This is a genomic window from Pseudomonas sp. B34(2017) (genome assembly GCF_002112915.1).
GTDB lineage: Bacteria > Pseudomonadota > Gammaproteobacteria > Pseudomonadales > Pseudomonadaceae > Aquipseudomonas > Aquipseudomonas pharyngis.
This window is the reverse complement of record NZ_NEJA01000007.1, coordinates 270,379-286,828: the sequence shown is the minus strand read 5'-3', so window position 1 is coordinate 286,828 and position 16,450 is coordinate 270,379. Positions and strand designations below refer to the sequence as shown.

18 protein-coding genes are annotated in these 16,450 nt (G+C 60.2%); 6 read left to right on the top strand and 12 right to left on the bottom strand.

Translation table 11 applies throughout. The annotated features are described in order from the left end of the window. Positions 1–445: 445 nt before the first annotated feature. The 4 genes from CAF80_RS22890 to CAF80_RS22875 form a co-directional block, all read right to left on the bottom strand. Positions 446–1,459, bottom strand: a complete 1,014-nt coding sequence (locus CAF80_RS22890; RefSeq protein WP_085667969.1) for an ABC transporter substrate-binding protein — start codon at positions 1,457–1,459, stop codon at positions 446–448. Continuing rightward, positions 1,456–2,001 carry a sigma-70 family RNA polymerase sigma factor gene (locus tag CAF80_RS22885; RefSeq protein WP_039766123.1) on the bottom strand — a complete coding sequence of 182 codons (546 nt, stop codon included), beginning with the start codon at positions 1,999–2,001 and terminating at the stop codon, positions 1,456–1,458. Before CAF80_RS22885 ends, CAF80_RS22890 begins: the two co-directional genes overlap by 4 nt. A gap of 127 nt (positions 2,002–2,128) precedes the next feature. Beyond that, positions 2,129–2,920 (bottom strand): phosphate/phosphite/phosphonate ABC transporter substrate-binding protein, encoded by a 792-nt coding sequence (locus CAF80_RS22880; RefSeq protein ID WP_085667968.1) that lies wholly within the window; start codon positions 2,918–2,920, stop codon positions 2,129–2,131. 7 nt (positions 2,921–2,927) lie between these two features. Beyond that, positions 2,928–3,869, bottom strand: coding sequence for a fatty acid desaturase (locus CAF80_RS22875; protein ID WP_085667967.1), 942 nt, complete (start codon positions 3,867–3,869; stop codon positions 2,928–2,930). Positions 3,870–4,219: 350 nt separating this feature from the next. Between CAF80_RS22875 and CAF80_RS22870 the strand changes: the two genes are divergently transcribed. Continuing rightward, positions 4,220–4,639, top strand: a complete 420-nt coding sequence (locus tag CAF80_RS22870; protein WP_085667966.1) for a GNAT family N-acetyltransferase — start codon at positions 4,220–4,222, stop codon at positions 4,637–4,639. Here CAF80_RS22870 and def read toward each other — a convergent pair whose 3' ends face one another. From def to CAF80_RS22855, 3 genes are all read right to left on the bottom strand, one after another. Beyond that, on the bottom strand, positions 4,640–5,179 hold the full coding sequence (gene def / locus CAF80_RS22865) for a peptide deformylase (protein WP_085667965.1): 540 nt from the start codon (positions 5,177–5,179) through the stop codon (positions 4,640–4,642). It lies immediately after the preceding gene. Positions 5,180–5,181: 2 nt separating this feature from the next. Next, a complete protein-coding gene (locus tag CAF80_RS22860) occupies positions 5,182–6,132 on the bottom strand; it encodes a YihY/virulence factor BrkB family protein (protein ID WP_039766115.1) in 951 nt (316 codons plus the stop codon). 177 nt (positions 6,133–6,309) lie between these two features. Continuing rightward, positions 6,310–6,501 carry a CsbD family protein gene (locus CAF80_RS22855; RefSeq protein ID WP_064598911.1) on the bottom strand — a complete coding sequence of 64 codons (192 nt, stop codon included), beginning with the start codon at positions 6,499–6,501 and terminating at the stop codon, positions 6,310–6,312. A 197-nt stretch (positions 6,502–6,698) separates the two neighbouring features. On the opposite strand from CAF80_RS22855, the gene CAF80_RS22850 reads away from it, so the two are divergent. Continuing rightward, the gene (locus CAF80_RS22850; protein ID WP_007951149.1) at positions 6,699–7,076 is read left to right on the top strand and encodes a hypothetical protein; all 378 of its coding nucleotides are present in this window, start codon (positions 6,699–6,701) and stop codon (positions 7,074–7,076) included. Positions 7,077–7,246: 170 nt separating this feature from the next. On the opposite strand, the gene fadD1 is transcribed toward CAF80_RS22850, so the two are convergent. Together fadD1 and fadD2 are read right to left on the bottom strand one after the other, a co-directional pair. Beyond that, positions 7,247–8,944 (bottom strand): long-chain-fatty-acid--CoA ligase FadD1, encoded by a 1,698-nt coding sequence (gene fadD1 / locus CAF80_RS22845; RefSeq protein WP_064598913.1) that lies wholly within the window; start codon positions 8,942–8,944, stop codon positions 7,247–7,249. Between the two features lie 346 nt (positions 8,945–9,290). Further along, positions 9,291–10,979 (bottom strand): long-chain-fatty-acid--CoA ligase FadD2, encoded by a 1,689-nt coding sequence (gene fadD2 / locus CAF80_RS22840; protein WP_085667964.1) that lies wholly within the window; start codon positions 10,977–10,979, stop codon positions 9,291–9,293. 248 nt (positions 10,980–11,227) lie between these two features. Here fadD2 and CAF80_RS22835 point away from each other — a divergent pair, with 248 nt between their 5' ends. Both CAF80_RS22835 and CAF80_RS22830 read left to right on the top strand, forming a co-directional pair. Further along, positions 11,228–12,172, top strand: a complete 945-nt coding sequence (locus tag CAF80_RS22835) for an alpha/beta hydrolase (protein WP_085667963.1) — start codon at positions 11,228–11,230, stop codon at positions 12,170–12,172. Positions 12,173–12,214: 42 nt separating this feature from the next. After that, a complete protein-coding gene (locus CAF80_RS22830) occupies positions 12,215–12,685 on the top strand; it encodes a MaoC family dehydratase (RefSeq protein ID WP_003227420.1) in 471 nt (156 codons plus the stop codon). 68 nt (positions 12,686–12,753) lie between these two features. Here the strand turns inward: CAF80_RS22830 and CAF80_RS22825 are convergent, their stop codons facing one another. Further along, the gene (locus CAF80_RS22825) at positions 12,754–13,221 is read right to left on the bottom strand and encodes a PA2169 family four-helix-bundle protein (protein ID WP_039766107.1); all 468 of its coding nucleotides are present in this window, start codon (positions 13,219–13,221) and stop codon (positions 12,754–12,756) included. 204 nt (positions 13,222–13,425) lie between these two features. On the opposite strand from CAF80_RS22825, the gene CAF80_RS22820 reads away from it, so the two are divergent. Both CAF80_RS22820 and CAF80_RS22815 read left to right on the top strand, forming a co-directional pair. Then, on the top strand, positions 13,426–13,662 hold the full coding sequence (locus tag CAF80_RS22820) for a DUF3820 family protein (protein ID WP_003213031.1): 237 nt from the start codon (positions 13,426–13,428) through the stop codon (positions 13,660–13,662). A 25-nt stretch (positions 13,663–13,687) separates the two neighbouring features. Beyond that, entirely contained in the window at positions 13,688–14,869 is a 1,182-nt protein-coding gene (locus CAF80_RS22815) for an aminotransferase class V-fold PLP-dependent enzyme (RefSeq protein WP_085667962.1), read from the top strand. Here CAF80_RS22815 and CAF80_RS22810 read toward each other — a convergent pair. After that, positions 14,866–15,582, bottom strand: a complete 717-nt coding sequence (locus CAF80_RS22810) for an intradiol ring-cleavage dioxygenase (protein WP_085667961.1) — start codon at positions 15,580–15,582, stop codon at positions 14,866–14,868. The genes CAF80_RS22815 and CAF80_RS22810 overlap by 4 nt on opposite strands. 200 nt (positions 15,583–15,782) lie before the next feature. Beyond that, on the bottom strand, positions 15,783–16,448 hold the full coding sequence (locus CAF80_RS22805; RefSeq protein WP_039766101.1) for a bifunctional 4-hydroxy-2-oxoglutarate aldolase/2-dehydro-3-deoxy-phosphogluconate aldolase: 666 nt from the start codon (positions 16,446–16,448) through the stop codon (positions 15,783–15,785). Between the last annotated feature and the right edge of the window lie 2 nt (positions 16,449–16,450).

Genomic DNA, 16,450 nt, shown 5'->3' with positions numbered 1-16,450 from the left:
CATGCAGCGACGCTCTAATCAAGACATCCTTTTCTTGATAGCCCGCGGGCGGGCCATTCCTAACATGCAGAAGAACTTCCATTTAAAAAACAGCTCCTTGTCGGTCAAGTGTCGGTGCCTTGGATTGCGCACTCTGGCAGCTTTGTTCACGGCTAACCGATTGCCGTCGGAGCGCTTTGAATGGCGGTCGACATAGTTAGTTATGAATGAGCATAGACAGCGCAAGGCCTTGCGCAAGGCCACTAGTCGGCCAGTAATGCGGGAGTTCGGACAGGAAGCGGACGAGAAACGGTTCAGCGCAAAAACGTTTTTGCCGGTCGGACGCCATCGCGGGCAAGCCGCGCTCCCACAGGTACCACGCTGGCTTTAACATTGCGCACAACCCTGTGGGAGCGGGCCTGCCCGCGATGGTGTCGGTGCAGCACTACAAAAACATCGGAAAGAACTACAAACTGCTGCTCACCTTGTTTGCCACATCACCCGGAACCCAAGGCTTCCACACTTGCGGTTGATCGCGCAGAAACGCTTCGGCGACCTGGCGTGGCTGCTGGCGCTTCTCGCTCATCCCGGCCAGGGTCTGGTTCAGCAGATCGATCGGCAAGTCGACCTTTTCAAAGAACGTCACCAGTTCCGGGTACTGCGCCTTGAACGGCGCCGACACGCCAATCGCCAGGCTCGCCGGCATCGAGCGGGTGCCTCTCGGATTGGGGTTGGTGGCATCGGCCAGGGTTTTCCAGGCTTCGGCGTCGAACGGTGGCTCTTCCAGCTTCACCAGTTTGAAGCGACCGAGCAGCGGCGTCGGCGACCAGTAGTAGAACAGCACCGGTTTGCCCCGCTTGATCGACGACGCCACCTCGGCATCCAGCGCCGCGCCGGAGCCGGTGCGGAAGTTGACGTAACTGTCGCTCAACGCATACGCCTTGAGTTTCTGGCTGTTGACGATTTCCGAAGTCCAGCCGGTCGGGCTGTTGAGGAAACGCCCACGGCTCGGGTCTTCCGGGTCCTTGAACACATCCTTGTAGCGCGGCAGGTCGGCCACGGATTTCAGTTCCGGCGCCAGCGGTTTGATCCCGCGCTCCGGGTCACCCTTGATCACGTATTCCGGCACCCACCAGCCTTCGGTGGCGCCCTTCACCGTGTCGCCGAGGCCAAACACCTTGCCCTCGGCGGCAGCCTTGACCCACGCGGGACTACGCCCTGCCCACTCTTCGCCGATCACCTGAATGTCGTTTTTCGCCAGCGCCGCCTCCAGGCTGACGGTGCTGCCCGGCAGGGTGTCGGTCGGGTAGCCGTAGCCTTTCTCGACGATCAGGCGCAGCACTTCGGTGATGAAGCTGCCGCTTTCCCAAGTGATGTCACCGAAGTGAATCGGCGCGGTTTTTTCCGCTGACACGGCGTGGCCGGCAGTCAGGGTCAGGGCCAGCAGCGAACTGCCGAGCAGGGTTTTGAGCGATCTCATGCGGACCTCTTGTTCTGGGAGGAAGTCAGGGTTTGGTTGGCGCTGTGGCGGTTGCACAGGGCCTGGGAACGGGTCATGTACAGGCTCACCGAACGCTGGGAGATGCCCAGTTCGGCAGCGATTTGCGGGTAGGTCAGGCCGTCAATGCGCGCCAGCAGAAAGGTCGAGCGGACTTTGCCCGGCAGGCGCTGGAGCGTGCGGTCCAAATGCTTGAGGCTTTGCGACAGGTCGGCGAGTTCTTCGGGAGACGGCGGGTGATCGAGGTCGCCCTGTTGCAGTTGGTGCAGATGTCGACGCTCCAGATCGCCCCGCCGCCAGCGCTCGTACAGCAGGCGTTGGGCGATGGTGGTGAGCAAGGCGCGGGGTTCACGGATGGCGGTCAGGCCCGGGGCTTCGAGCAGTTGCGCGAAGGTTTCGGCGGCGATGTCTTCGGCGGTGGCCGCATCATTCGATTGCCGACGCAGACGTGTGCACAACCACTGGTAATGGTCGCCAAACAACGTGTGCACATGATTGCGATGGGATGAGTCGGCGCCGGACATGGGGGCTCCTTGGTCAAGGGTCGCTGAATGTCCGGTCGTCCGGTGGCGCGATCCTAGCAAGGCGCCTTATGCGTTAAAAATACTTAAAAAGAATTTTTATATTCCATTAGTGAATTACAAGAGACTGCTAGCGCAAGCGACCATAACCCAGTTCTTCGGCCTCGCGCTGATAATCCAGCAGGACGAGGTAATCACTTTCACTGGCGGGCAGGACTTCGGGCAAACCAAGGACTCGGGCCACGTCCGGCAAGTCTTTGAGGCTGCGGTTCATGGCCCGGCGCAAGTGTTCGATCTGCTCGTCCGTCGTGCTGGCAGCGGTGATAAAGGGCAAGGTCGGGCTGAACGCGCTGCGCGCTACCACCCGCAAGCCGCTGACCTCTGCGGCGGCGTACTGCGCCAGGTACGCAAAGGTCACGCTGTCGATGGCAGCCAGATCGGCACGGTCTTCGCGCAACCAGCGCAGGCTTTCGCGATGCCCGCCACTGATGCCCACAGAGGCGTAAAACTGACCGTCCCGATGCAGCGGCGCCAAACGCTGACGCAACAGGTTCATGCCGCTGTTGGAGTCCTCGCTGTTGATCACCCCGCGACTGTCGAAGAACTCCGCCAGATTGCGGCGCGGATCCTCGGCGCGGGCGAGGATCAGGCTGCAATGGTTGCCGGCGCTGGCGTCGGGCAATTCGTAGCGCGGACGGCCGACAATCCTGACCTGCCCACGCAGCGCGGTCATCAGCGGATAGCCGCAGGTCTGGGTCAATAGCAACTCAGGCGAGCGCCAGAGTTCAAGCAGCGACAGGCCTTCGGCATCGAGCCGCGAACGGCCCAGGTGTTCGAGAATCCGCGCCAGCCACTGCTCGTTCGCCGCGCGAATCGGCTCGGGTGCGATGTACATCAACAGTTCTGCGTAACCTGACGTCATGCTGGCCTCAAATAAACGGATGCTGCGGGCTGTCGATCGGCTTGATGCCGTGCCGGCGCCACAGTTGCCCATAACCTTGCACCAGAAACCCGCCGCTGCGCGCCACCCATTGCTCCCGGCGCATGCGATAGGCCTTGGGCAAGTCGTACCATGACAGCTTCGGCAAGTCGTGGTGTACCAGATGGAAATTCAGGTTCAGGAACAGCCAGCGCCATGGCCATCCGGCTTCGTTGAGTACCGTGCGCTGTTCCGGCCTCTCGTGCGGTCGGTGTTCATAGTAGGAGCGGACCATCGCGATCGACAGCGCCGGCACACTGATCAAAAACAGGTAATGCCACACCGGCAACACGCTGTAGCGCGCGATGAAGAACAGCATCAGCACGGTCAAGGCGCCGTGGGTCAACCACATCAGCCAAGCCTGGCGCTCGCCGCTTTTCAGACGTTGCAGTTCTTCACCGGCCAGCGCCAGCAACGCCAGCGGCGCACCAAGAATGAAGCGGCCCAATACGGTCTTGTTCAGCCAGTGCAGACTGCGTTCGAACAACGAACGGCCCTGCCAGCGCTCGGCGCTCAGGTAACGGCTTTCGGGATCGACGCCGGGAATCGTCAGGTCTTCGTCGCGATGGTGCTGCAAATGGCTGTCGCGATAGAGCGTGTAGGGATACCACACCGCAAATGGCGCATAGCCGAGGATTTTGTTGACGAAGGTCCAGCGCGTCGGATGACCGTGGAGCAATTCGTGCTGCACCGACAGCCACAGCACCAGTAACGGAATCAGCAGCAGCGTGCTCCACCCGAGGCCGAGCCATTCACTGCCCAGCACAATCGCGAACCAGCCGCCGTGCACGCCGATCAGCAGCAGCCAGGTCGGCCACTCGGTGCGGGCGGTGAAGCGCTGGCGCAGGGTTTCGATCTGTTGGCGATGGGCATCGTCGAAATAGTGGGGCATGGCGTGGCTCGGAACGAGGGTCTGATCGTTCTGTGCAACACCAACGGGAAATCTTGCAGATTATTTTTGCGGTTTTTTTTAAGGACGCTGATTTCAAGGACAAGACAGGAGCCCGAATCCGGGCTCCCGAGAGGCGTGATCAATGGCCAAAAATGTCGACTTTTTTCGCCCTCTTTTCGTGGCGTTTTTCGATGGCGGTCTTGGCCGGTTTCTTCTTCGCGGCTTTCTTCGAATCCATACCTTTGGACATGATGCGTACTCCACTCAGAGGGGATGTGAGATCAGGTATACACCTATCCCGGCGGGCACGTTGTTTTATAATCCGCGGCTTTGCACCGGCAGTCCGATTCATGACCGACATCCGTTACAGCCAGCTCGACGACCTGTCCTGGCCCTTGATGAACAAGTTCTACCGCCAGCATCACTCGTCGATGAAAGCGGTGCGCGAGGCGCAATTATGGGTGGCGCGGCGAGAGGAAATCGTGGCGGCGTTGTGTCTGCGGCCGGTGTTCGGCGGACATTGGTTGACCGGGTTGTTCGTCGATCCGGCCTGCCGTGAGCAAGGCATTGCCGCACAGCTGATTGCCGAAGCGGTGAAGGGTGTGGATATGCCGGTGTGGCTGTTCTGCCACCCGGACTTGCGCGGTTTCTACGAGCGGCGCGGCTTCACTTTCGACCCCGCCCTGCCCCAGGCCATGGCCGAGCGCTTGAGTCGTTATGCGCGGAGCAAGCCGATGATTGCCATGGAGCTTGCGCCGCGCGCGGGTTAGTCAGTCGTCGACGTTGGGGTCAAGGTCCGGAAACATGACTTCGGTAAAACCGAACTTGCTGAAATCGGTAATGCGCGAAGGGTACAAACGCCCGATCAGGTGATCGCATTCATGCTGTACCACCCGCGCATGGAACCCTGAGGCCACCCGCGAGATCGGCTCACCCTTGGGGTCGACGCCTTCGTAACGGATCCGCTGGTATCGATCCACCGCGCCCCGCAGACCCGGCACCGACAGGCAACCCTCAAAACCCTCTTCCATCAACGGACTGAGCGGCGTGATCAGCGGGTTGATCAGGATCGTCTGCGGCACCGCTTCGGCGTCCGGATAACGCTCGCTGTGCTCGAAACCGAAGATCACCAGTTGCAGATCGACACCGATCTGCGGCGCGGCGAGACCGACGCCGCCGACGCTTTCCATGGTCTGGAACATGTCGTCGATCAATTGCCACAGCTCGGGACTGTCGAGCATTTCGGCGGGCACTGGCGGGGCGATGCGCAGCAGGCGTTCGTCGCCCATCTTCAGGATTTCACGGATCATGATCAGGCTTCGTCAGTGTTCGGCTTGAGCGAGTGATCGCGCCCGAGGCCGGAAACGTGTTGTTTGGGATGTTCATCGAGTTCGCCGGGGACTTTCTCGCCCGAATCCTTGCCCTCGCTGGACATGTGTTCGATCACCGCATTCATCTCCGCACCGAGCAACAACACGGCGGCGGAAATGTAGAAATACAGCAACAGCACGATGATTGCACCGATGCTGCCATACATGGCGTTGTAGTTGGCGAACGTCTTGACGTAGAACGCGAAGCCCAGGGACGCGATGATCCACACCACCACCGCCAGCACCGAGCCGGGGGTGATGAAACGAAATTCCTGTTTGACGTCGGGCATCACGTAATAGATCAGCGCCACGGCCACCATCATCAGAATCACGATCACCGGCCAGCGGGCGATGGTCCACAGGGTGACGATCACTTCTTCGAGACCGACCTGCGCGGCGATCCACCCCATCACCTGCGGGCCGAGCACCATCAGCGCTGCGGCCACCAGCAACATGCCGGCGATGCCGACGGTGTAGATGATCGACAGCGGAAACCGCTTCCACAGAGGCCGGCCCTCGACCACGTCGTAGGCGGCGTTCATTGCGCTCATCATCAGGCGCACGCCGGCAGACGCGGTGTACAGGGCGATGACGATACCCACCGAAAGCAGGCCGCCCTTGGATTGCTGCAGTTGATCGATCACCGGGTTGACCTGCTCCAGCGCCTGGGGCGGCAACACCAGCTCCGATTGCAGGCGCAGCCAGGAGAAGAAGTCCGGCAGGTGCAGAAAACCGATCAGGGCAATCAGGAACAGAATGAACGGGAACAGCGAAAACAGCATCTGGTAGGCCAGTGCCGAGGCATAGGTCGACATCTCGTCGTCGACGAATTCGGTGACCGTGCGCACCATCACCCGGTGCAGGGGCAGACCTTTCATGTCCGGAAAAATCATTCGCGTCTCCTTTCGCCGCAGAACAGGTTGAAGTCGTGGCGACTCAGGGGCCGTTTTTCTCTCATCAAAGTAGCTCACTTGGCGACTTTGAAACACTGTGTTCCGTGACCGCATGTGAGCGGGATACGAAAACGGCCATCCTTGGATGGCCGCTTCGCTGTTTCGTTCAAGGCCGGATCAGGCCTTGTCGACGCCCTTCTTGACCGCGTCCTTGGCTTTGCCCACTGCTTGCTGGGCCTCGCCCTTCTTCTCTTGCACTTTGCCTTCGGCTTGCAGTTTGGTGTTGTCGGTGGCTTTGCCGACACCCTGCTTGACGTTGCCGACCGCTTCGTTGGCCATGCCTTTCACTTTATCGCTCGTGCTACCCATGGTGATTCTCCTTGGAACATTAACGGGGAAAGTCAGTACGTAAAGATTGACTGGCCCGGTTTGCGCCAAGTTTCATTTATTTTCAGGGCATCATTTCGTCGCGGCGTGCAGGTTGGGCTTTATGTTTGCGAGCGTTGCCCCGAGAATGCCCTCCATAAGGGCGCCAGGCGCCACAGAACCGATCCCGCAGGAATGTTATGAAACTCGATAAAAAGCAGGCCATCGCCCGTCGCAACCAGGAACTGGGCGGTGCCGTGCTCGGCACCAACAACTGCCACTTCGCCGAACTGAACCGCAACCGCAACATCTGGTGGTTCGACTTGCCGGTGTCGCGCCTGGCCATCGGGCAGTACGAGTGGATCCACCTGCTGATGCACACCCCGGCCACCGACGAACTGTTGCATCTGAAAGTGCCGACCGTGTTCCTGCGCGAGAAGCTCGAAGGCCTGGTGATCCGCAACGAAGGCAAACGCAAGGCTGCCCTGAGCCTGGAACTGAGCGCCGACAAGGACTCGTACCTGCAGGACATGCGCCCGGCGGGGACCAACGTTAACTTCGCGCCGTTCCGCCAATAAGACACTCAAGCTGATCGTTCCCACGCTCTGCGTGGGAATGCCGCCCCGGACGCTCCGCGTCCCGCACGGCAGGGACGCAGAGCGTCCCGGGATGCGTTACCACGCGGAGCGTGGGAACGATCAACAGTGAACCGCCAACAAGAAGCCCCGCATCTGCGGGGCTTCTTGTCTTACGCGGCGCTTTTCGCCTTGATCTTCTTCAGCTCTTCGTCACGCAGTTCGCGACGCAGGATCTTGCCGACGTTGGTGGTCGGCAACGCATCGCGGAACTCCACGGAACGCGGCACCTTGTAGCCGGTGACGTTGGCGCGCATGTGCTCCATCACCTGTTCCTTGGTCAGGGTGACACCCGGTTTGGCGACGATGAAGATCTTGATCGCCTCGCCGGATTTTTCGTCCGGAACGCCGATGGCCGCACACTGCAACACGCCCGGCAGGGCCGCCAGCACGTCTTCCAGTTCGTTCGGATACACGTTGAAACCGGACACCAGAATCATGTCTTTCTTGCGATCGACGATGCGCATGTAGCCGTCCGGCTGGATCAGCGCGATGTCGCCGGTCTTCAGCCAGCCTTCGCTGTCGAGCATTTCATCGGTGGCTTCCTGACGCTGCCAGTAGCCCTTCATCACTTGCGGGCCCTTGACGCACAGCTCGCCGATTTCGCCCAGCGGCTGCTCGACACCGGCGTCGTCAATGACTTTGCACAGGGTCGACGGCACCGGAATGCCGATGGTGCCGATCTGAATGTTCTGAATCGGGTTGACCGTGGCCACCGGGCTGGTTTCGGTCATGCCGTAACCTTCACAGATCGGGCAACCGGTGACCGCTTTCCAGCGCTCGGCTGCGGCCAGTTGCAGGGCCATGCCGCCGGACAGGGTGACTTTCAGCGCCGAGAAATCCAGCTTGCGGAAACCTTCGTTGTTGCACAGGGCCACGAACAGCGTGTTGAGGCCGACGAAACCGCTGAACTTCCACTTCGACAGTTCCTTGACCATCGCCGGCAGGTCACGCGGGTTGCTGATCAGGATGTTGTGGTTGCCGATCAGCATCATCGCCATGCAATGAAAGGTGAATGCATAGATGTGGTAAAGCGGCAGCGGCGTGATCAGGATCTCGCAACCTTCATTGAGGTTGGAGCCCATCAGCGCCTTGCATTGCAACATGTTGGCGACGAGGTTGCGATGGGTGAGCATCGCGCCCTTGGCCACGCCGGTGGTGCCGCCGGTGTATTGCAGCACCGCGACGTCGCCGCTGTCCGGGTTGGCTTCAGCCACCGGCTGGCCCTGGCCCTTGCTCAGCACGTCGTTGAACTTGACGGCTTTGGGCAGGTGGTAGGCCGGAACCATTTTCTTCACGTACTTGATGACGCTGTTGATCAGCAGGCGCTTGATCGGCGGCAGCAGGTCGGCGACTTCGGTGACGATGACGTGTTTGACGCCGGTTTTCGGCACCACGGCTTCGGCCAGGTGCGCCATGTTTGCCAGGCACACCAGCGCCTTGGCACCGGAGTCGTTGAATTGGTGCTCCATTTCCCGCGCGGTGTACAGCGGGTTGGTGTTGACCACGATCAGCCCGGCGCGGATGGCGCCGAAGACGGCGACCGGGTACTGCAGCACGTTGGGCAGTTGCACGGCGATTCGATCACCGGGCTGCAAATCGGTATGCTGTTGCAGATAAGCGGCAAACGCACCGGACAATTCGTACAGTTCACCGTAGGTGATGGTCTTGCCCAGGTTGCTGAACGCCGGTTTGTCGGCGAAGCGTTGGCAGGATTGCTTCAACACTGCCTGAATATTCGGGTACTCGTCTGGATTGATGTCGGCAGCAATTCCAGCGGGGTACTTATCCTTCCAAAAGTCTTCGATCATGGAAGCCCACTCCTCAGCAACGCGAATTCAGCACCGCATTTGATGCGATTATTATTGGTGTTTGTTTATTGGTGAGTCTGGCTTTTTACAAGGCCGAGAAGTCACAAAGCGCGCCGAGAGTAGCAGCTTTGCCAAGGGTCGACTAGAGCCAAAAGCGGCCCCTACAGTCATTTTCATGACTCAAGAACTACTGGCGGTCATTTTAGAGCAAAAATCCTATAACACCTTGAAAGTCCCGGTTTTCGGGGGCTTGAAACAAAAAAATCGCGAGCGGGCTCACTTCCACAGGTTCACTGATGATCCTGTGGGAGCGAGCCCGCTCGCGATAGAGTGAAGCGCAATTCTTTTATGCGATATCGCGTAACTCTCTGCGCAGAATTTTCCCGACAGGCGTCATCGGCAACGACTCACGCAGCACGATGTGTTTTGGCACCTTGTAAGCGGTGAAATTTTCTTTGCAGTAGGCCTTAAGCTCTTCCAGGCTGACTCCGGTTTCCCGCGCCACCACAAACAGCTTCACCGCCTCGCCGGAACGCTCGTCCGGCACGCCGATCACTGCGCAGTTGGCAACTTTCGGGTGGGCCATCACCACGTCTTCGATTTCGTTCGGGTACACGTTGAAACCGGAGACGATGATCATGTCTTTCTTGCGGTCGACGATGCGCACGAAACCGTCCAGGTCGATCACAGCAATGTCGCCGGACTTGAACCAGCCCTCGGCATCCAGCACTTCGGCGGTGGCCTCGGGTTTGTTCCAGTAGCCCTTCATGATCTGCGGGCCCTTGATGCACAACTCGCCGCGCTCGCCCAGGGGCTGCTCGACGCCGTCGTCGTTGATGATCTTCAACAAGGTGCCCGGCACCGGCAGGCCGACCGTGCCGATCCGCGACAGCTCGCCGTACGGGTTGGTGCAGGCCACCGGCGAGGTTTCGGTCAGGCCGTAACCTTCGGTAATCCGGCAACCGGTGATCTGTTCCCAGCGTTCGGCCGTGGCCTTGACCAGCGCGGTGCCGCCGGAGTTGGTGAGCTTGAGGGTGGAGAAATCCAGGGTCTTGAAGTCCGGGTGATCCATCAGCGCGACGAACAGGGTGTTGAGCCCCAGCAGCGCCGAGAACTTCCAGTTCTTCAGTTCCTTGATGAAGCCGCCGATGTCCCGCGGGTTGGTGATCAGCACGTTGTGGTTGCCCGATACCATCATGCACATGCAATTCGCGGTGAACGCATAGATGTGGTACAGCGGCAGCGGCGCAATCATCACCTCCTGCCCTTCGCGCAACAGCGGCTGGCCGTCGCTGCCGAACTGACCAAGGCAGGCGCGAACCTGCTGCATGTTCGCCACCAGATTGCCGTGGGTCAGCATCGCGCCCTTGGCCAGGCCGGTGGTGCCGCCGGTGTATTGCAGGACGGCGATGTCATCCAGGCCGACCTTCAACGGCTTGATGCCCAGGCCCCGACCCATACGCAACGCGCTCTTGAAGGAAATCGCCTGGGGCAGCGAATACGCCGGCACCATCTTCTTCACTTTGCTGACCACGGTGTTGACCAGCCAGCCCTTGGCGGTGGGCATCAGGTCGCCCATCTTCGCTTCGATCAGATACTGAATGTCGGTGTCCGCCAGCACTTCCTGGACTTTCTGACCGAACATGTTCAGGTACACCAGCGCCCGGGCACCGGAATCCTTGAACTGGTGGCGCATTTCCCGCGCGGTGTACAGCGGGTTGGTGTTGACCACGATCAGCCCGGCACGCAAGGCGCCGAACACGGCAATCGGATAATGCAGGACGTTGGGCATCTGCACCGCGATGCGATCCCCCGGCGCCAGATCGGTGTGGGCTTGCAGATAACCGGCGAACGCGGCGCTCTGGCGCTCCAGCTCGGCGTAGGTCAGGGTCACGCCCATGTTGCTGAACGCCGGGCGATCAGCGAATTTCTTGCAGGAACGCTCGAACACCTCGATCACCGACTTGAATTCACCCGCGTCGATGTCCAGGGGTACGCCCGCCGGGCGTTTGTCATTCCAGAAATCAGGTTGCATTGTTCTTGTCCTCTTTACCTGAGCCGATCCGGGGCCGCTTCGCTGTCATTTCTTTCCGTCCGTGAAAAAGCCGAGAGCAAAAAGCGGGGCTTCACGGACACTAGCAGCTATGGTCAATCAGGCAAATATGGGCAAGGTCGTCATTGATCGTGTGAATCTTCCTGCCGTGGCGTGAGCTGATCGGACGCGCTATACAATGCAACCTCTGCAAGACGCTTGAGCAAAAACAGGCCGCAAAAGGAATCGCCATGATCCACGACACCTTCTGGCTGGACGCGAGTGACCGCAGCCGCCTCTTCGTCAACCTGTGGCTGCCGAACGCGCCGCTGAAAGCGGTGATTCTGCTGGCCCACGGCATGGCGGAACACAGCGCCCGTTACGCTCGGCTGGCAGAGGCGTTCTGCGCCGAAGGTTACGGTGTGTACGCGCCCGATCAGCGCGGCCACGGCAAAACCGCCGATCATGGGACGCGGGGGCATTTCGCCGATGACGATGGCTGGTGCAAGGTGGTCGGAGATCTCGCGAGTCTCAACCAGTTCCTCGGCCAGCGTCATCCGGGAGTACCGATCGTGCTGCTCGGGCACAGCATGGGCAGTTACATTGCACAGGCTTATCTGCTGCATCACAGCGCCAGCCTGCATGGCGCGATTCTCAGCGGTTCGAATTTCCAGCCGGTTGCGCTGTACCGTGCGGCCCGGCAGATCGCCCGGTTCGAAAAGCTGCGCCAAGGCGCCAAGGGTCGCAGCGCGCTGATCGAGTGGCTGTCGTTCGGCTCGTTCAACAACAAATTCAAACCGGCGCGCACCGCGTTTGACTGGCTGAGTCGCGACCCGGCCGAGGTCGACAAGTACGCCACCGACCCGCTGTGCGGCTTTCGCTGCACCAATCAGTTGTGGATCGACCTGCTCGGCGGGTTGCAGCAAATCAGCAAAGCGTCCAATCTCGCCCAGATTGATCCGGGCCTGCCGCTGCTGGTGATCGGCGGCGAATGTGATCCGGTGAGCGAAGGCAAGCGTCTGACTGATCTGGCCAACGCCTTGCGCGCGGCCGGCAGCCAGAACCTGCAACTGAAGATCTACCCGCAGGCGCGGCACGAATTGTTCAACGAGAGCAACCGCGACGAAGTGACCGCCGATGTGCTGGCCTGGATCGAACAGGCCCTGAGCCATCGCCGGCCGCACCGCAGCGAATAATTTTTTGTGGATTCATTTCATCCGTCACAGGAATTCAGACCCATGACCCAGGTTACCAACATCCCTTACGAAGCCCTCGAAGTGGGCCAGACCGCGAGCTACAGCAAGACTGTCGAAGAACGCGACATTCAGCTGTTCGCCGCGATGTCCGGCGACCACAATCCGGTGCACCTGGACGCCGAGTTCGCCGCCGCCAGCATGTTCAAGGAACGTATCGCCCACGGCATGTTCAGCGGCGCGCTGATCAGTGCGGCCGTGGCTTGCGAGCTGCCTGGACCGGGCACCATTTATATCGGCCAGCAGATGAGCTTCCAGAAGCCGGTGAAGATCGGCGACACCCTGACCGTACGCCTGGAAATCCTCGAGAAACTGCCGAAATTCCGTGTGCGCATCGCCACGCGCGTATTCAACCAGCGCGATGAGCTGGTGGTGGACGGCGAGGCCGAGATCCTGGCGCCGCGCAAGCAACAGACCGTAACCCTCCCGACGTTGCCGGCCATCAGCATCGGCTGATCGTCCTCGGTTAAATCCGGGCACAAAAAAACGCCAGACCAGCTGGCGTTTTTGTTGGCCTCGAACGCTTACGAGCGTGCGCGAGCCTGGTTACGCAGCGCCTTCACCTGATCGTGATTGCGTTGCACGCCGTGGTATTGGCGTTCGACCAGATCACGGATGCCGACCAGGTTGTGCTTGTTGATCTTCTCGATTGCTTCACGATAAGCCTTCAGGGCGTGGTCTTCACCGCGCTCGGCTTCGTTGAGCACCGCTTCTTCGTCCTTGCCGGTGAACATTGCTTTGACGTCGACCCAGCGACGGTGCAGATCACCGCTGACACTGGTCGAGGTTTCCGGATCGCCGCCCATCGAACGCACGGCGGCTTGCAGCTCGGCCGCAGCCGTTGCGCAATCGGCGGAGCGCTGTGTGAACAGGGTTTTCAGTTCAGGGTGCTTGATGTCTTCAGCGCAGGTCTTGAACCCTTCCTGACCGTCCTTGCTGGTTTCGATCAGGTCGTTGAGGACGGAGATGGCTTCTTTATTCATGTCAGTCATTTTTCAATTCCTTGCGTGGTGAAAGATGCAAGGAGTGTTGCAGTGGTCGTGCCAGCTTTTCGAAAAGAAATTAATCGTTAATTTTCAATAAGTTATAAATAAAACGAAAATCTGTATGCCTGTTATTTGCATGATCTGTCATTTGGCCTGCATGCAGAATGCCTGTATTTTCCAACGTGTTTTCCAACCCAGACGATTCCAACGATGAACCCCGAAAAGCTCGAACTGTTGATCACCCGCGAAATGCCCTTCGGCAAGTACAAGGGCCGGATCATTGCCGACCTGCCGGGCCCGTACCTGAACTGGTTTGCCCGGGAAGGATTTCCCCATGGCGAACTGGGCGGGCTGCTGGCCCTGATGCAGGAAATCGATCACAACGGCCTGTCGGAACTGCTCGAACCGCTGCGCGCCAAACATGGCAAACCTGCCCCGCGCCACTGAGGCGTCACCCTGATCCGAGTCGACCATGCCCGATAACACCCGCCGCGCCCGAGACGAAGCCTTCTGGCAAACCTTCGCCGACCGTTACGATCGCCATCCCGGCCCCGTGAACCTGGAGAACGGTTACTTCGGACGGATGTCCCGCACCGTGGTCGAGGAGTACCAGCGCAACATCGAGCTGATCAACAACAGCAACTCGATCTACGTTCGCCAGCGTTTCGAACAGCACGACAGCCTCGATATCCGCGCGCAACTGGCCGAGCTGATCGGCGTCCGCGCGCAAAGCGTGGCGTTCACCCACAACGCCACTGCCGGCCTGCAATCTCTGATCCGCAACTACAACCGCCTGCAGCCGGGCGACCAGGTGCTGATCTGCGACCTGGAGTACGACACGGTCAAGGGCGCCATGCGCTGGCTGGCGCAGCATCGCGGGGTCGAAGTGATCGAGATCGAGCACGCCCACCCGGCCAGCTTCGACAGCCTGCTGGCGACTTACCGCGAAGCCTTTACCCGCTATCCGAAGCTCAAGCTGATGGCGCTGACTCACGTTACCCACCGCACCGGGCTGGTAATGCCGGTGCAGGCCATTGCCTCGCTGGCCAGGGAGCATGGCGTCGATATCATCCTTGATGGCGCCCATGCGCTCGGGCAGATTGAGTTCGACCTCGAAGCGTTGGGCATCGCCTTCGCCGGGTACAACCTGCACAAGTGGATCGGCTCGCCGCTGACCCTCGGCTTTATCTACATCGCCCCGCAGCGCCTGGCCGACATCGACCCGGACATGGGCGAGATGCATTTTTCGGCTGACGACATCCGTTCGCGCACGCCTTACAGCACGCCGAACATTCCGGCGTTGATGACCTTGCCACTGGTGTTCGAGGAACACCGCGCACTGGGTGGCGCGGCCGCCAAAGGCGCGCGGATGAATTACTTGCGCAACCTGTGGGTGAGCGCCGTGCGCAATCTGCCGGGCATCGAAGTCACGACCCCGGACGATCCGCGTCTCTATTGCGGCATCACCTCGCTACGCTTTACCCGGCATGCCGACCAGCAGGTGATGGTCGAACGCCTGCTCAACGACTACAACCTGTTCACCGTGGTGCGCAATGGCTCGGCCTGTGGGCCATGTATCCGTATCACGCCGTCGCTGACCACCACGGCGGCGGAAATCCAGCTCCTGGTTCAGGCGCTGAACGAACTGCGTTAAACCGTGTACTTGTCGAAGTCCTCGGGCTTGATCTGCGACGATACCGCAAAGGTGTCGATGCCGATCGTGAGGTGGCCGAAGTAGCCGTCCTCGTGCGAGTCGCGGCCGATCGGCCAGACGGTCAGGGTCGATGCTTCTCCGCCCATAGTGGTGTAGTAGGCATCGTCGGCGTTACACACCGGCGCCGAGCCTCGCCCGCGATAGGCCTTGTTGTTGAGCACGCCGCGGGAGACCACCTCCGGGAAATACAGTTGGCCGACCCAGGCCACATTGCGCTCATCCAGATACTCATTACCGCAGACGATACGCACCGCCACGTGAATGTGCAGGGCTCGCCCGGCGTAGAAACCCGGATAGATCGTGGTGAAGCGCACCCTGCCCTTGTGGTCGCTGAACTGACCGCCGCGCAGATAGGTGTCGTCGTCGGTTCGCGGGATCGAGCCGATGTCCTCGACGTCGATTTCCAGATCCGGGTTCACCCGGCTCCAGCCGGAGTACGCGCCGCGGGCGTTGCAGTGCCAGATATCCACCAGCGCACCGCTGACCGGCTCGGCGGTCATGGCATCGACGATGGTCAGGCGCAGCAGCAAAGGCAGGCCCTCGGCGCCTTCGCTGATGTTGCGGCGCAGCAGTTTGGGATTGCGAAAATAGGGCCCCGCGACTTGCTCGGGGGCCAGTTGATAAACCGATGGAGCTGAAGGCTGGTTGTCCATGACGCGTTCTCTCTTCCATAAGATGAACGCAGGTTAACGCCACATTCGAAGCTTGGTGCGGTAACTATGTATCTCGAAATAACGTTTCTCGAAATAACAAAAGCTTTTTGCGGGCAAAAAAAAACGGCGCACCGACCAAGCGCACCGTTAAAGCCGTAGAACACACAACGAAGTGTAGGGTTGCAACTAATTGAAAAGTATCAGTCCAGCAGCGCCAGCGCCTCGGCGGTGCATTCCTGAATGCGGGCCCAGTCGCCGTTCTTGATCCACTCAGGATCGAGCATCCAGCTACCGCCCACGCACATGACGTTTTTCAGCGCCATGTAGCTCTTGATGTTGGCCGGGCCAACGCCGCCGGTCGGGCAGAATTTCACTTCGCCGAACGGGCCGCCGAGTGCCTTGATTGCAGCCACGCCGCCGCTGACTTCCGCCGGGAACAGCTTGAAGCGGCGATAACCCAGGCCATAACCTTCCATGATGCCGGAGGCATTGCTGATGCCCGGCAGCAGCGGGATCGGGCTTTCGACACTGGCTTCCAGCAGATCACGGGTGATGCCCGGGGTGACGATGAATTGCGAACCGGCAGCTTCGGCCGCGGCCAGCATATTGCGGTCGAGCACGGTGCCGGCACCGGTCACCAGTTCCGGGCGCTGTTCGCGCAGGATCTGGATCGCCTTGAGGCCGAACTGCGAACGCAGGGTCACTTCCAGCGCGGTCAGACCACCGGCGGCCAAGGCGTCGGCCAATGGCAGCACGTCCTGTTCGCGGGCGATGGTGATCACCGGCAGGATCCGCGCCTTGGCGCAGAGGCTGTCGATCAGGGCAACTTTGTCCGCCATGGAAACGGTCGGGGATGGAATTTTCATAG

Excerpts from the sequence above, each read along its gene's own strand:
- CAF80_RS22815 (WP_085667962.1), top strand. The coding sequence starts at position 13,688 with ATGCCCGATAACACCCGCCGCGCCCGAGACGAAGCCTTCTGGCAAACC.
- CAF80_RS22850 (WP_007951149.1), top strand. The coding sequence starts at position 6,699 with ATGAAACTCGATAAAAAGCAGGCCATCGCCCGTCGCAACCAGGAACTG.
- CAF80_RS22835 (WP_085667963.1), top strand. The coding sequence starts at position 11,228 with ATGATCCACGACACCTTCTGGCTGGACGCGAGTGACCGCAGCCGCCTC.
- CAF80_RS22820 (WP_003213031.1), top strand. The coding sequence starts at position 13,426 with ATGAACCCCGAAAAGCTCGAACTGTTGATCACCCGCGAAATGCCCTTC.
- def (WP_085667965.1), bottom strand. The coding sequence starts at position 5,179 with ATGATCCGTGAAATCCTGAAGATGGGCGACGAACGCCTGCTGCGCATC.
- CAF80_RS22890 (WP_085667969.1), bottom strand. The coding sequence starts at position 1,459 with ATGAGATCGCTCAAAACCCTGCTCGGCAGTTCGCTGCTGGCCCTGACC.
- CAF80_RS22885 (WP_039766123.1), bottom strand. The coding sequence starts at position 2,001 with ATGTCCGGCGCCGACTCATCCCATCGCAATCATGTGCACACGTTGTTT.
- fadD2 (WP_085667964.1), bottom strand. The coding sequence starts at position 10,979 with ATGCAACCTGATTTCTGGAATGACAAACGCCCGGCGGGCGTACCCCTG.
- CAF80_RS22805 (WP_039766101.1), bottom strand. The coding sequence starts at position 16,448 with ATGAAAATTCCATCCCCGACCGTTTCCATGGCGGACAAAGTTGCCCTG.
- fadD1 (WP_064598913.1), bottom strand. The coding sequence starts at position 8,944 with ATGATCGAAGACTTTTGGAAGGATAAGTACCCCGCTGGAATTGCTGCC.
- CAF80_RS22825 (WP_039766107.1), bottom strand. The coding sequence starts at position 13,221 with ATGACTGACATGAATAAAGAAGCCATCTCCGTCCTCAACGACCTGATC.
- CAF80_RS22880 (WP_085667968.1), bottom strand. The coding sequence starts at position 2,920 with ATGACGTCAGGTTACGCAGAACTGTTGATGTACATCGCACCCGAGCCG.
- CAF80_RS22870 (WP_085667966.1), top strand. The coding sequence starts at position 4,220 with ATGACCGACATCCGTTACAGCCAGCTCGACGACCTGTCCTGGCCCTTG.
- CAF80_RS22855 (WP_064598911.1), bottom strand. The coding sequence starts at position 6,501 with ATGGGTAGCACGAGCGATAAAGTGAAAGGCATGGCCAACGAAGCGGTC.
- CAF80_RS22830 (WP_003227420.1), top strand. The coding sequence starts at position 12,215 with ATGACCCAGGTTACCAACATCCCTTACGAAGCCCTCGAAGTGGGCCAG.
- CAF80_RS22875 (WP_085667967.1), bottom strand. The coding sequence starts at position 3,869 with ATGCCCCACTATTTCGACGATGCCCATCGCCAACAGATCGAAACCCTG.
- CAF80_RS22810 (WP_085667961.1), bottom strand. The coding sequence starts at position 15,582 with ATGGACAACCAGCCTTCAGCTCCATCGGTTTATCAACTGGCCCCCGAG.
- CAF80_RS22860 (WP_039766115.1), bottom strand. The coding sequence starts at position 6,132 with ATGATTTTTCCGGACATGAAAGGTCTGCCCCTGCACCGGGTGATGGTG.